Below are 12,728 nucleotides of genomic sequence, written 5' to 3'. Positions count from 1 at the left end.
CATGACACCCTACTACAACGGTAACAAGTTCTGTTTCACTATTTTGCGTAATTCTTCATAACTCGTGGTAACGGGAAAGTAATTACCTTTACAAACGAATAATTAGAGTTATGAAAACAAAGAGAAGCACCTTTAAAGTCCTGTTCTACGTGAAGAGAACAGCAGCGAGAGTAAGTGACGGAAAAGCCCCTGTAATGGCACGTATCACCATTGACGGCGATATTGCCACGTTCAGCGCAAAGCTGTTCGTCACCCCTTCCTTGTGGAACGCCGAAGCCGGAAAAGTAAGCGGCAAGTCCGCCGAAGCCTTGGAGATCAACCCGCAGTTGGAAGAGATCAAAGCCCGCATCAACAACCACTACTACCAGATACTCCGGGCGGACGATTTTGTCACTTCCGAGAAGGTGCGCAACGCCTTTTTAGGCATCGGCGTGATGGAGAACTGCATCCTTAAAGACTTCCAGACCATGAACAGGGAGTTTGGCGAAATGGTGGAGAAGAAACTCCGTGCGAAGTCCACCTATAACAAGTACCTGACCGTTTACAAGCACCTCGAAGCCTTCATGTGGGAGAAGAGGAAGCGTACCGATATGGCTTACAAGGAACTGACGAAAGACTTCATAGACGATTTCGACAGCTACCTGCGTAATGAAAAGGGATTGAGCGCAAACACCCTCTGGATTTACACCATGCCCATACTCAGCCTTACCGACAAGGCTTGGCGCAGGGGAATTATCCGCACCGATCCGTTCAGCGAGTACAGCCTCGAAATGCAGGAAACCGACCGGGGCTACCTCACGGAAGAAGAACTGAAACTGATTGCCAATACCGTGTTTGTGGATAAGCAGACAAACCTTGTCCGTGATATGTTTCTCTTCGGGTGCTTCACCGGGCTTAGCTACATTGATATAAAGACACTCACCCATGACAAGATACAGCGCATGGACTTCGACGGCGAAGAATGGATTATCACCCGCAGGACAAAGACCAAAGTATCGAGCAACGTCCCCCTGATGGAGATTGCCAAAGAACTGATCGAACGCTACAAGGGGCTTGCGGAAGATGATTACGTGTTTCCCATGCCGGGCAACGGCACTTGCAACGACTACCTTAAAAAGATAGCCGCCGTTTGCAAAATCAACAAGGAAGTCACCTTCCATACTGCGAGACACAATGAATATTCTTACTATCTTAAAATGAACAAGTTACAAAGATTTATCAGCCAACAGGTAACGATTTAGAAACGAGCGAGTGGCTTCCATTTGCTTCATTTTGCACAATCACAAAGAACGTTTATATGACTACAAAAGTAGCATAAAAACAAATATAAGCCAAATTCCAGCGACTGTTTTTCTATCATTTTTCTTTTTCCCCAACCCATTCAGTGGTATAAAAGCCCGTGCTTTCGGCTGAAAACCATTATCTCCACAAGTTCCAATAACCATTTTCAGCCTATGGCATAGTCTAAAGAAATATCCCGTCTGCAAGCAGATGCAAGCATCACATTGACAGACGGGACACTTCTTTTATACGGCTATGCGAGTGGTAGCTTTTATGATTGTCCACCCACCCCAATATCCTACGGAGTTTTACGATGAAAACCTTTCAGGGGACAATACCCTTTTGCTGTTTTTGAAAAATTCTTTTTACGAAAGCCGCTTTTGTTCCAGCGCACCTTCTTTTTATTCTTTTGGGGAATAGCAAGCTATTTTGATTTACGGGAATAGCTTGCACCAATCTTGTTTTTGTGATTTCTCTTCCTGCTTTCATTTGCCATCACTCCGTTTTATGCTTGAAGTTAAAAAGTTGTCTGCAAGCAACCAACTTGTTGCGCGGGCAAAGATAAGGCAGGGTTTTACGGGCGTACCAAATTTTTTATGTCACAATCTCCACACCTCCTTCGTCGGGTAGTATTCTGCCCAAAAAATTTGGTTCTGTAAAACTCTCTGCCTTGAAGAAGCCCACGAAACAAGTCAGTTGCAACAACTCATTAACGCATAAAAAAAAAGTCGTGATTATGAAAGCAAGAAAAGAAAATACATTTAGAAACAATATCGTTGCTGCGAATCTATTCCCGCATAAATTATTGGAAATGGCGGCTCGGATAGGGATGGCAGTTGTGAAAATGGCGGTGGGCGTTATCCTTTGGGCAGGTTATTTCGTCCTCTCGCTGGTGGCAAACATCGCAGGTGGCATCATTCAGCTTGCAGTCGGCTGTATCATCGCTTTGGCTTCGGTGGCTGCCTTCTTCGGTTTAATCATTTGGTTACTCACCCTTTAATACAATACGTTTATGACAGCAGACAACATCCATTCAGTAGCGTTCACAGGACACAGGAAAGAGCGCATCCTACAAGAAAGTGGCAACAATCCGTGTATTCTCGGACAAGTACAACTTGCTATCATAGAGCAGGTGGAAACATTGTATAAACAGGGATGCAGGACTTTTTATAACGGCATGGCGGAAGGCTTCGACCTGTTGGCAGCATCCGCAGTAATCGCTTGCAGATGGAAATACAACGACATCCGTTTGATAGCCGTTGTTCCGTTCCGTAACCAATCGGCAAGATATGAACCGTTGGATAAGATACAGTATCGGACATTGCTCGGTCAAGCGGACGAAATAATCGTACTTTCCGAATACTATTTCAGAGGTTGTTTCCACCGCAGGAACGACTATCTAATCAATAAAGCCGATACAGTGGTAGCCTATCACGATGGCATATTCAAAGGAGGGACTTTCTACACCATCAAGAAAGCGCAGCAAGCTAATAAAACAATTATCAACCTATTCACAAAGTCAGCCTTATGAAACGATACAGCAAGACAGTAGCACAGCAATGCAGATATTACGAAGTCGGGAACATCTACGAATACATGGTAGAAACCTATCTGAACGGCAATATCAACCAGTTACGGGAACTTTACAAGGAGTTGTGTACAGAAGCACGGAAAGAGTTTATCTCATACTGTTTCAGCGAAGTAAATCCGCAATACCTCATGGCGATAATTCAGACAACCATTTAACAACCTTTTAAAATTACATTCACTATGGAAATGAATACAAGCATGGAAAAGATACCCACATGGAGCCTGTGTTACATCATCAACGGTGATGCAACGGGACTGACGGACGGAGAAATCCGAATGATAGATAATTGGCTCAATGATTGGCAGGTGCAAACCGTTTCACCCATTACGGACGGGGAAGGAAATGCACAGCCTTATTTCTTGCATTGCCCCCTTTTCGGTTTACCTGCCGATGTGGAGGACTGCAATATAATTTTCACGAATGACAACCCCTCTAAAATTTGACATCATGGACGCAACACCCCATTTTAAAAGAACGATACAGGCATATTTGGCACAACGGGCAATGGAAGATGAACTGTTTGCCGTGACCTATAAAAAGCCAAATAAAAACATCAACGATTGTTGTACCTATATTTTGAACGAAGTACAGAAAAGCGGTTGCAACGGTCTTACCGACGGGGAGGTCTATTCGATGGCGGTTCATTACTATGACGAGGACAACATCGAAATAGGCAAGCCTATCAACGCAAGAGTAACGGTAAACCATACCGTGGAACTTACCACCGAAGAAAAGGACGAAGCACGCAAGCAAGCCATCCAACGGGTACAGAATGAAACCTATACCCGGATGGCACAGCGCAAGCTAAACACTAAGAAAGAGAGCAATAACGGACAAATGACACTTATATTCTGACGATTATGAAACCGAAGAACGCACAGCAAAGAAAGATTGCGGCATTAAGCAAGAGACTTAAACCTATCACGGAAAAACAGGTAACATGGGCATACAAACATTGTTTTGAGCATATAGCCTACCGTACGGCAAAGAACACCCTCACTTGTGGAGATTGTGGGCATACATGGAAGAGCGGAACCACGCTTGCAGATACCTTATGCGGATGCAAGTGTCCGCATTGCGGAGCAGAACTAAAGGTCAGTGATACCCGTAAGAGGACATTCAACCAGTGTTATTACTTCTGTGTCGTGACTACCTGCCAAGGTTTTCAAGTTGTGCGTATCGTGATGATTAAATCCACAAGCAAGAAAGGCAGCGCATCAACTTATTTTTATCAGGAAGTCGCACAACGGTGGATAATGCCCGACGGTAAAATAACAACAATGGCTCTGTTAAGAGGAATAGGTTGTTATGCAGATTTATGGTATTTCGGTAGTGGTATGGAGATAAGACCGCACCACGACATCTACAATATTATCTCCGATTGCGACAATTACCCCCGTGTACGTGTACTGCCGATATTCAAGCGCAACGGATTTAAGGGGAAATTTCACAATGCCAGCCCCGTCAAATTCTTTCGGTCACTTCTGACGGACAGCAAAGCGGAAACGCTGCTTAAAGCAGGACAATATGCGGTTTTACCTCATTTCATCCACTACCCCCACAGAATGGGAAATCTTTGGAACGCTGTAAAAATCTGCATCCGTAACGGCTACATCATCAAGGATGCAACTTTATGGTGCGACTATATCGACCTGCTGAAACACTTCCACAAGGACACGCAGAACGCAAAATACGTTTGTCCTGCCGACTTGAAAGCCGAACACGACCGCCTTGTCGCCATGCGGAACAGGCAACGGGAAAAGGAAGACAGGGAACGGGAACGCAGACGGGAAATCGACAGGCAGGAGAGTGAACGCAGGAAACTGGAACGGATGCAGGAAAACGAACGCCTGTATGCCGAAATGAAAGCTAAGTTTTTCGACCTTGTTTTCTCTGACGGAGTACTCCGCATCCAAGTTCTTCAAAGCGTACAGGAGTTCTACGAGGAAGGAAAAGCAATGCGCCATTGTGTATTCACGAACGATTATTTCAAAAGAAAGGATTCCCTCATTTTCTCCGCACGTATCGGGGATGAACGGATAGAAACGATAGAAATATCATTGGAGACATTTCAAATCGTCCAGTCCCGTGGCGAGTGCAACCAAGACACGAAGTATCACAATCGGATAATCAGTCTTGTAAGAAAAAATATCGGACTTGTCCGACAACGGATGAGCGCATAATATAAACCCTAAAACAATAAAACATCATGGAAGTAAGATTTGAAACAATGCTTTGTATGTGGGATGATAAAATCCCCGAAATGCTCCTTATCCTTATCAACATCATTACATTGGCAAGGAACGAGGACGAATTGAGAGAAAGTATCAGAAAGTTTGCAGAAACAAACGAACTTGACAAGTTCTTTGCTTACGGTTACGGCTCGCACCATTTCTATATGCACCAACGCTATACGAGCAACCCCGACATGATTTTAGCCAACAGGCTGTTGTCTGTACATTTTTAACAATCCTAAAACGATACAAGTATGAGTCCGAAAAATATCAATGAAATAGACGATTTCCAGCTTATTGAGCTGGATATTCATAATCAGAAGGCTATCCCGGCTATATTCACAGATTACCGTGTAAATCGAAGTACATTACCCGAAGGCTTGTTCGCTTACGATATACGGGCAGGAGAAACCAAAGATTTTGATACGATTGAATTAAACGTCTTGGTTAATCATACAGGAACAGTGATAGTCAAGCATGAAATACCTATGACTGACAGTGATTATACTCCGATAGAAGATTACAATTTTATAGGCAGCATAGAACTCAATGAGTTTTTGACATGAAAATTTTAAGTAATGAAGAAAACAGAATGAAAGAAACGGGCGGTGGAAAGCCGCCCGGCGGCTACTTTTGACGGTGAGCTAAGGCGGCACAAAAGTAGCCAAAAAGCCCTTGAAGAAACCTCCGAATTTTCGGAGGTTGTTTTTTTGCCGTTATTATTGGTTGGTGAAACGGCATTTCCATATCTGCATAAGAACAGCAAAGGCTCCACCGGTTTGTCCGGTGAAGCCTCTATCATATAATGCAATCTTTTACCGCTTCAACCCTTTCAGGGAAAGATGGCACTGTGTGTCTTTTTTCTCATACCTCCATGTTCTCCCTGTTACCAGATACACACGCCCCGTATAGTATTCCAATGCGCTGACCAGTGGCGGAATCTCCGGAGCGAGGGCGGCAAACAGCGGGTTTGTCAGATAGGACTGTGCGGCAGGCGTAAGCAAATCCACTGAAAATATGAGTTCATCGCCCACCTGCGGCACGGCTTCCAATTTGGTTTCAAGCGTGTTGCCCGCAACTTCTATGAACACTTTATTCATCCGCACCCCCTTTCTCATCCTCCTTATTGTCATTGTTCAGGTTAAATTCCAGTTCAAAGGACTTCCCGAAATTATCCTCTACCACCACGATGAAATTCTGTGCCTCATCGCTGGCGGAGGTATAGTACAAACGGAATTTCTCGTTTTCCAGCAGATAACGATCATTGGGTTGGAACACGATGCCGTTCTCCGTTTTCAGGCTGCCTGCTCCCTCGAACTGGAAGTAACGGATGGTATAGACGGCATTTGCATAGTCGCCTTCCTTTTTCAATTCGCAGCGTATCTCTACCGTTTGCCCTTTGGCTACCTTGTTGGGAACCGGCATCATTTCCACCGTGAACGGATAAGACTGCTGAACGTCCAAGTCATTATCACAAGCCACACAGCAAAAGAGGGCGGCTAACACATAGCCGCATACAAGTATATTGGATAGTATCTTTTTCATTGTTTCTCTGTTTTTAATTGATAATCAGTTAAAGAATAATTTTTAGTCCTGCTCCGAACTGGAAATGCAGCCGTTCCGATGAACCGCCCCACAAGCATCTTTCACGCACATTTGCCAGCAACGCCACCCCGTCGGCTACATAGACTTCCAAATCCAGCGTAAGAGCGCCACCATACACGAAAGCGTCCTTTCCCGTCAGCCGTGAACCGTCGAACAGTACCTTTTCGCCCCAGTTTACCGTTTCATAGCCTGCCAACGCCGAGCCTCCGATATACAGGAAGAATATTTTTCGTGCGTCCGAAAGGAAATTATAATGGTAGCCGCCCTCCACCGTGAACTGTGCCGTGGGGATGCGGATGTCCTTATAAGGATGGTTGCGCAGCAGGTATTCACCGCCGAACACCCATTTGTTTCCGCCTTTGGTGTACGTGGCGAGAGCCGCCCCGAAATAATAGCCCGTTTCCGCACGGTTGGCGTGCGAGTAAAATCCGTCCGCCATGCCTGTACGGAGTTCAACGCCCCTCATCTTGGGGAGGCAGCGTTGGGCGTGTGCCCGCCCTGCAATCAGGGCAAGCAACACGCTTAGAATAATAATGGACTTCTTCATGGTCATTGTACTTTCAGTTCGTCAATCACTTTCGCACGCACGAGGTCTTCATTCTCAATCACGAATGACTGATGTCTGCCCCCGTTCTTCTCGTTCAGTTCCACCACGAGTTGTTTGTCATCGGGAATGGTGAACTTGTCCATCGTGAACACCGTACACTCGTTTTTCTTTCCGGCAATGCGGGTGGCATAGTTGTACGCACGCAGCGGAAAAATGACCTGTTCCTGAATGGCGGTACGCTTGGCGACCTTCTTGTCCACGATTTTGAACGTGATAAAGTCCACGTCAAACGGCACGTTGGAACTGTTCTTTATCTGCGTATGGAAATACAGCAAGCCGTTATGTGTGTAGATACCTTTCAAAAGGTACTGGATGCCGAAACGCTTGCAGCCGATATGCTTCACCTCACGCTTGTCCTGCTTGTGGATGGACTTCATTATCAGATGGACGAGCATCGGGCTTTCGCTGCCCAGCTCCTTCAGGTATATTTCCATCGCGTTGTTCGGACGGTTCACCGCCTCGCCGTCGTGGATGAAGTCACACATCTCCACGTTCAAGAGCAGCGGCTCGTCGGCATATTTCACGTTGAACGTATAGAACGCACCGTCTTCGGTAATCACGCTCATGTTCGTTTCCTGACGGAAATTCTTCACCGTAGCCTTGACACGGATCACGTTTTCAGCCCCGTCCGCTTTCCCGGCAATCAGATTGGGCGAACCCAAATCCACATAGCGCACCATACTCGGAAAAATGATATGTACCGTCTTGTCATACGTCACTTCCAAGCCATGAGGTGGTATCATCCGGTCAAAGGTCAGCTTGCGGCTGAGCCCGTGGTATAAATCCCCGTCCTCTTCCTGCTGCGGGTACACGTCTTTCCGCAAGGTCAGTTCCTTTGCGTCCTCCGGGACCTGTGCATCCGAAACTTCCCCTTCCGAAACTTTCACTTCCGACACCCGGATTTCCTGTTTCCCGTTCTCATCTGTTTTCACTTCCTGTGCGTTTGCCGCACCTGCGCCCATGATAAGGGCGAACATCATTACAAAATACTTTTTCATTTTAACTGTGGATTTAGTGGTAAATAATAAAAATTGGTTTTCAACTTAGTTTTCCGGTTGGTACAGCATGACCTTGTAACCTGCTTTCAGATGTACCTTGACGGTGCGCATTTTCTTGGCTATGTACTGGCTCGCCCCCTGTATCACCCCTTTTCCCAAATCGGAGGCGAGTTGTGCCCCGGCATCGGTCGAGATATTGATGCTGCTTCCCAGCGAACTGCCCATGTTGGCGGCTACCTCTTTGGCGGCGCTCACCTCCATCGAGTTCGGGATGAAGATGCCTTCCTGCCCGTCGCTGTCAAACACCGACAATTCAACCGGCACTATCGTGCCGCCGTATTCCAGCGAGGTGATTTCAATGCCGAGCCGTTCACCCTGTATCCGGGCGGCACCGGCTACCACCGCATTGCGCGGGATGACCATGTCCGCCACCTCCATCGCTTCCAATAGCCTGAGGCGTACCGTCTGCCCGTCGATGATAGTCTGGTTGCCATGCACGCACGCCGAAATGGTATTCTTTTCAACGGTCGAAGCCGTACCGACGGCAGTATGGAAATCGTAGTTGCGTTCACCCGAACACGCCGCCACAAATTCCGCGTTGCTCATCGGCTGCGCAAGAGCCGTCACGACTTCATGCTCCACTTGCGACACCGCCTCCACGGTCGCCTTCCCGTTCACAAGGTTGCCGTTCCGTTTCTTTTCCGCACGTGCCCGGCTGCCATCCTCTTCTGTCGGCTTCTTTCCGCCTGCGGGCATATATTGGGCGGCAAGCTGGTACGACCTTTCCAACAGAGCCATCTGGTCGTCAATGCCCGGTGCGGCATCCTTGCCTGCCGCCGCCTGCGCTTCCAGCTCCTCGACACGCCGGCGGAGTTCTTCTTTCTCGCTGTCCTCTTTGGGTTGCTCGTAGAAGTTTCCCAGCGTGCGGTTGATGTCGTGGTAAGCCGTGGCGGAGGATTTTATCGCGGACGGTCGGTTTCCGCCCGTGCCTATGTCTGTCCCCGGCTGTGCCAAGTCGTAGTTTCCGGCATCCGCCTCCGTTTCCTCTTCCGCATTGCCGTTGAAGAGTGAGGCGAGGCTCTGCATCTCATGGTTGCGCTCCGTCCGTTTCTCTTCCAGACGAGCCTGCTCGTAGGCTTTCTGTTTGTCACCGATAATACCGCCGCCGTCAGGCGACGGCATTTCGGTGTTAAAACTCTGCCCCTGCATATCCTTTTCCTTATCTTCGGAGGACGGGGCGAATATCAGCCACATCGAGCCGATGAAAAGCACTCCCATAAGCGGATAGACGAGCATTTTCTTGCGCCTCTGCCGTTGCTGTTCGGTCAGCGGCTTCTTAGGCTTTGCCTCCTTCGGGGAGGAGGTCGGATTTCTGTTCTGTCCCATAATCATACTGTTTTAAAAGGTTGTTGATACTGTCCTTGCGCTCCCTGCGCAAGTTGATGTCCCGGATATGTTCTATCTCTATCATCTCCTTTTCCGCATCCCGCCTGCCCATGTTGTAGATGGAACTCACGGTCATATAAATGGAAAGGAAACTGAATGTAAGGAGCATCGTCAGAATGACCGCCAGCCGTTTCCCCGGCGTGAGCCGTCCGCATATACGGCGCAGCCATTCGTCCGCCTTGTCTGATAGCTTGTTTATCATACTCATCGTTTTAATGTTTGTAAATCCTTGTTCTCCAATATCGTGAAGCCTTCGATGGTGAACCCGTTCGGGTTGTCGTCCGAGCGGCTCGCGTTCAGCAGGCGGCAGGTGGTGACGAGGCTTCTTTGGGTGACGTTGCTCGAACGGATAATCATCTGCCGGGCATACGTGTTCACCTTGTAGGGATAGCCGTCGAAGTCGCATACCACACTGTCCACCTGCAACACCTGATTGATGTTCCCGGCAATCAGGCGGTTGTAGTAACCCTTCTCCGCAAAATCCGAATAGTAGTTGTAGGCACTCTTGTCCGCCAGCAGCAACGCCCTTTTCACGTTGTGCTCAATCGCGCTCTTTTCGGGCGACAAGGTGAAGAACAGTTCATGAAAGCGGCGCACGTGCTCGCGTGCCTCCGCCGGACGGTTCTGTGAGAGGTCCTGCGAAAGGGCGAGCATCAACGACTTGCCGCCGTCCAGCACATAAATCTTTTCCCGTTGTTTCTCCGCAAAGGTGTAGGAACTCCATAGCGAGTAAACCACGACCACGGCACACAACGCGAGGAAAATTATCCCGAACAGGCGTATCTGCCTGAACGACGTTTCAATATTTTTTAATGACTTAAATTCCATACATTATTTTTTATACCGTTATTTATTCCTCCTGAATATTTTGCCCGCTTGTTTCTTGGCGAAGCGTCCGGCGGAGGCAGCACCGCGTCCGATACGTCCCCCCACGTTTCCGGCGGCGGCTCCGGCGATACCGCCCGCCAACGCCCCGGCTGTATTCACATGACGGCTGTAATTACCCGCACCGCCTCCTGCTTGTACAATCCAGCCCGCTACGGTCGGGATAGTGAAGTAGCCGAGAATACCGATGATCATGAACACGATGTAAACCCCGTCCCCCGAATCGAGCGAGAAGTCGGGGTTGTTCTGCATCGCCTCGATGTCCTTTTGCAGCATCAACACCTGTATGCGGGCAAGCATGCTGCTGAACAAATCCGATACGGGAAGCCACAGGTAAATCTGTATGTAACGGCTGAACCACTGCGAGAGCGTGCTTTGGAAGCCGTCCCATACCGAAAGCGCGAAAACTATCGGTCCGAGTATCGAGAGCACTATCAGAAAGAACGTGCGCAGCGTGTCAATCAGCAGGGAGGCGGCGGCGAACATCAGTTCCAACGCTTCACGCATGAGGTCGCGCACCCATTTCTTCACCTCGTACATCTTCCGGTCGAGGTACATGCCCGTCATGGTCCACATATCTTCCGGTCCCCAGCCCAATTCCTCCAACTGCTTGTCGAACTCTTCCTGCGACACCAGATAAGCCGTTTCGGGGTTGCGCATCTTGGACTCGTATTCCAGCTTGTCTTTTTGTTCGCGATACTTGTTCATGTCCATTGTCTGCCCCTCCTGCATCTTTGCCGTACCCTGCACGATGGGGCTTAACACCCCGTTGAGCGTACCCAGTACGACGGTCGGGAAGAAGAGGATGCAGAAACCTATCACGAAGGGGCGCAGCATCGGGTACACGTCTATCGGCTCGGCACGGGCGAGCGACTGCCATACCCGGAGTGCCACATAGAACAGCGCACCCAGTCCCGCGATGCCTTTCGCCACACCTGCCATATCTCCACACAACGGCATCATATCCGTGTAAAGGTCACGCAGAAGCGCGTGCAGGTTATCAAATTCAATCGTCATCAGCATCATGGGTTACCAGTATCTTTCGTTTGCACTGCCGTAAAGGGAGAGCACCCTTTCCGTATCCTGTTTCTTCTTCGCACGCAGGTACGACACCGAGATGTTCTTGTTGGTGTAGTAGCTCACAAGGCTGCGGTAGTTGCGCATGGAGTTGTAGCACCGGTCCACCACGTCCATGCGGTCCTTGTCCGTCATGGAGAGCGTGGTGATGTTCACCACGTTTTTCAGGTCGGTCAATACCCCGTTGCTCTCTTCCAGCAGCTTCGTGTAGCCGAAGGCGATGGCGGACAACTCTTCGGGCGTGAAATTTTCGTCATGCAGCATCTTCTGGAAACTGTTCACGTAGATGTCCGTGATGTCGCCTACCATCAGGATGGTCTGCTGCACCTTCCGGGCATCCTTCACCAGATTGCTCACTGATTTGAGCGCGTCGTAATATTTTTTACCCTGCTCGTAAATCTTTACCGTTTCCTGAAAATTGCTCACCATGTTGGAAGCCGTCTTCGAGGTATGCACGATGTTCTTCGTGGCGTTGATAATCCCTTGTGCCAGGTTGCCGGGGTCGCTCACCACCCATTGGGCGTTTGCCCTGCCCGCCAGCAGCAGGCACAGGCTGAAAAGCCAGATAATTCTTGTTCTCATTCTCATTTTCTTGTGGATTTAGTGGAATTGTTCTTATTTCTGTTTCTTTCTGCCCGTGCCGTTTTCCGCCGCGCGTACATAGTCGCCGTTCGGGGAGAAGGTCAGCACGTCCGCCGCCTCATTGTAGGAAACGTCTATGCGGAAACCCGTATGGATAAACAGGTTGCCGTCCTCTTCCTGCAATAGATAGGTCCGGGGTTTGAGCCTGCGCGGTTTGCCCGCTTTCCTGAATACCGTCACCTTGTAGGCTCCGCCCTCGCGGTATATCAGCACGTCGGGTTTGCCTTCCACGCTTTCCCAATTTCCGCAGAGCTTGTCGCGGTCTGTCCCTTTTATCTCGGTGCAGGCTTGCAGCATGACACCGGCAAGTCCTATCAGGTAGCTGCCCATAAGCAGCAGTTGTCGTCTGTTGAAATTCATCT

21 protein-coding genes are annotated in these 12,728 nt (G+C 48.8%); 9 read left to right on the top strand and 12 right to left on the bottom strand.

The genetic code is table 11. The features are described from left to right. Positions 1-110 precede the first annotated feature (110 nt). A complete protein-coding gene (locus HMPREF9447_RS20065) occupies positions 111-1,241 on the top strand; it encodes a site-specific integrase (protein WP_009131610.1) in 1,131 nt (376 codons plus the stop codon). A gap of 364 nt (positions 1,242-1,605) precedes the next feature. Here HMPREF9447_RS20065 and HMPREF9447_RS28570 read toward each other — a convergent pair whose 3' ends face one another. After that, the gene (locus HMPREF9447_RS28570; RefSeq protein WP_157225285.1) at positions 1,606-1,770 is read right to left on the bottom strand and encodes a hypothetical protein; all 165 of its coding nucleotides are present in this window, start codon (positions 1,768-1,770) and stop codon (positions 1,606-1,608) included. A 247-nt stretch (positions 1,771-2,017) separates the two neighbouring features. On the opposite strand from HMPREF9447_RS28570, the gene HMPREF9447_RS20060 reads away from it, so the two are divergent. The 8 genes from HMPREF9447_RS20060 to HMPREF9447_RS20025 are packed head-to-tail and all read left to right on the top strand — an operon-like array spanning position 2,018 to position 5,672. Beyond that, entirely contained in the window at positions 2,018-2,281 is a 264-nt protein-coding gene (locus tag HMPREF9447_RS20060) for a hypothetical protein (RefSeq protein ID WP_009131609.1), read from the top strand. A gap of 12 nt (positions 2,282-2,293) precedes the next feature. After that, on the top strand, positions 2,294-2,812 hold the full coding sequence (locus tag HMPREF9447_RS20055; RefSeq protein ID WP_009131608.1) for an SLOG family protein: 519 nt from the start codon (positions 2,294-2,296) through the stop codon (positions 2,810-2,812). Beyond that, positions 2,809-3,027: a hypothetical protein gene (locus tag HMPREF9447_RS20050; RefSeq protein WP_009131607.1), complete on the top strand. Its 219-nt coding sequence runs from the start codon at positions 2,809-2,811 to the stop codon at positions 3,025-3,027. The genes HMPREF9447_RS20055 and HMPREF9447_RS20050 overlap by 4 nt, the downstream gene beginning before the upstream one ends. A 30-nt stretch (positions 3,028-3,057) precedes the next feature. Beyond that, a complete protein-coding gene (locus tag HMPREF9447_RS20045) occupies positions 3,058-3,315 on the top strand; it encodes a DUF6926 domain-containing protein (RefSeq protein ID WP_044138555.1) in 258 nt (85 codons plus the stop codon). Between the two features lie 4 nt (positions 3,316-3,319). Further along, positions 3,320-3,727 carry a PcfK-like family protein gene (locus HMPREF9447_RS20040; protein ID WP_009131605.1) on the top strand — a complete coding sequence of 136 codons (408 nt, stop codon included), beginning with the start codon at positions 3,320-3,322 and terminating at the stop codon, positions 3,725-3,727. A 5-nt stretch (positions 3,728-3,732) separates the two neighbouring features. After that, positions 3,733-5,055, top strand: coding sequence for a PcfJ domain-containing protein (locus tag HMPREF9447_RS20035; protein WP_009131604.1), 1,323 nt, complete (start codon positions 3,733-3,735; stop codon positions 5,053-5,055). A gap of 26 nt (positions 5,056-5,081) precedes the next feature. Then, complete coding sequence (locus HMPREF9447_RS20030; RefSeq protein ID WP_009131603.1) at positions 5,082-5,339, top strand: hypothetical protein; 258 nt, start codon at positions 5,082-5,084, stop codon at positions 5,337-5,339. Positions 5,340-5,360: 21 nt separating this feature from the next. Next, entirely contained in the window at positions 5,361-5,672 is a 312-nt protein-coding gene (locus HMPREF9447_RS20025; protein WP_009131602.1) for an LPD28 domain-containing protein, read from the top strand. Between the two features lie 5 nt (positions 5,673-5,677). Here HMPREF9447_RS20025 and HMPREF9447_RS28565 read toward each other — a convergent pair whose 3' ends face one another. Genes HMPREF9447_RS28565 through HMPREF9447_RS19970 form a run of 11 tightly spaced genes read right to left on the bottom strand, consistent with a single transcriptional unit; the run spans position 5,678 to position 12,726 of the window. Continuing rightward, positions 5,678-5,908 (bottom strand): hypothetical protein, encoded by a 231-nt coding sequence (locus HMPREF9447_RS28565; protein ID WP_148374859.1) that lies wholly within the window; start codon positions 5,906-5,908, stop codon positions 5,678-5,680. Between the two features lie 13 nt (positions 5,909-5,921). Continuing rightward, positions 5,922-6,206 carry a hypothetical protein gene (locus HMPREF9447_RS20015; protein WP_044138492.1) on the bottom strand — a complete coding sequence of 95 codons (285 nt, stop codon included), beginning with the start codon at positions 6,204-6,206 and terminating at the stop codon, positions 5,922-5,924. Continuing rightward, on the bottom strand, positions 6,199-6,651 hold the full coding sequence (locus HMPREF9447_RS20010) for a DUF3872 domain-containing protein (RefSeq protein ID WP_009131600.1): 453 nt from the start codon (positions 6,649-6,651) through the stop codon (positions 6,199-6,201). The genes HMPREF9447_RS20015 and HMPREF9447_RS20010 overlap by 8 nt, the downstream gene beginning before the upstream one ends. Positions 6,652-6,679: 28 nt before the next feature. Next, entirely contained in the window at positions 6,680-7,258 is a 579-nt protein-coding gene (locus HMPREF9447_RS20005) for a conjugal transfer protein TraO (RefSeq protein WP_044138552.1), read from the bottom strand. A gap of 2 nt (positions 7,259-7,260) precedes the next feature. Then, entirely contained in the window at positions 7,261-8,316 is a 1,056-nt protein-coding gene (gene traN / locus HMPREF9447_RS20000) for a conjugative transposon protein TraN (RefSeq protein WP_009131598.1), read from the bottom strand. Between the two features lie 45 nt (positions 8,317-8,361). Further along, positions 8,362-9,702: a conjugative transposon protein TraM gene (traM, locus tag HMPREF9447_RS19995; RefSeq protein ID WP_009131597.1), complete on the bottom strand. Its 1,341-nt coding sequence runs from the start codon at positions 9,700-9,702 to the stop codon at positions 8,362-8,364. Beyond that, a complete protein-coding gene (locus HMPREF9447_RS19990; RefSeq protein WP_009131596.1) occupies positions 9,653-9,964 on the bottom strand; it encodes a TraL conjugative transposon family protein in 312 nt (103 codons plus the stop codon). The genes traM and HMPREF9447_RS19990 overlap by 50 nt, the downstream gene beginning before the upstream one ends. 2 nt (positions 9,965-9,966) lie before the next feature. Further along, complete coding sequence (gene traK, locus HMPREF9447_RS19985; RefSeq protein ID WP_009131595.1) at positions 9,967-10,590, bottom strand: conjugative transposon protein TraK; 624 nt, start codon at positions 10,588-10,590, stop codon at positions 9,967-9,969. Positions 10,591-10,608: 18 nt separating this feature from the next. Then, on the bottom strand, positions 10,609-11,658 hold the full coding sequence (gene traJ / locus HMPREF9447_RS19980; protein ID WP_044138551.1) for a conjugative transposon protein TraJ: 1,050 nt from the start codon (positions 11,656-11,658) through the stop codon (positions 10,609-10,611). Positions 11,659-11,676: 18 nt separating this feature from the next. Continuing rightward, positions 11,677-12,306 (bottom strand): DUF4141 domain-containing protein, encoded by a 630-nt coding sequence (locus HMPREF9447_RS19975; protein WP_044138550.1) that lies wholly within the window; start codon positions 12,304-12,306, stop codon positions 11,677-11,679. 33 nt (positions 12,307-12,339) lie between these two features. Continuing rightward, entirely contained in the window at positions 12,340-12,726 is a 387-nt protein-coding gene (locus tag HMPREF9447_RS19970) for a DUF3876 domain-containing protein (protein WP_009131592.1), read from the bottom strand. Between the last annotated feature and the right edge of the window lie 2 nt (positions 12,727-12,728).

The sequence above is a fragment of the Bacteroides oleiciplenus YIT 12058 genome (genome assembly GCF_000315485.1).
In the GTDB taxonomy this organism is placed as follows: domain Bacteria; phylum Bacteroidota; class Bacteroidia; order Bacteroidales; family Bacteroidaceae; genus Bacteroides; species Bacteroides oleiciplenus.
Note: the sequence above shows the minus strand (reverse complement) of the source record. Positions and strands in the feature narration are given on the sequence as shown.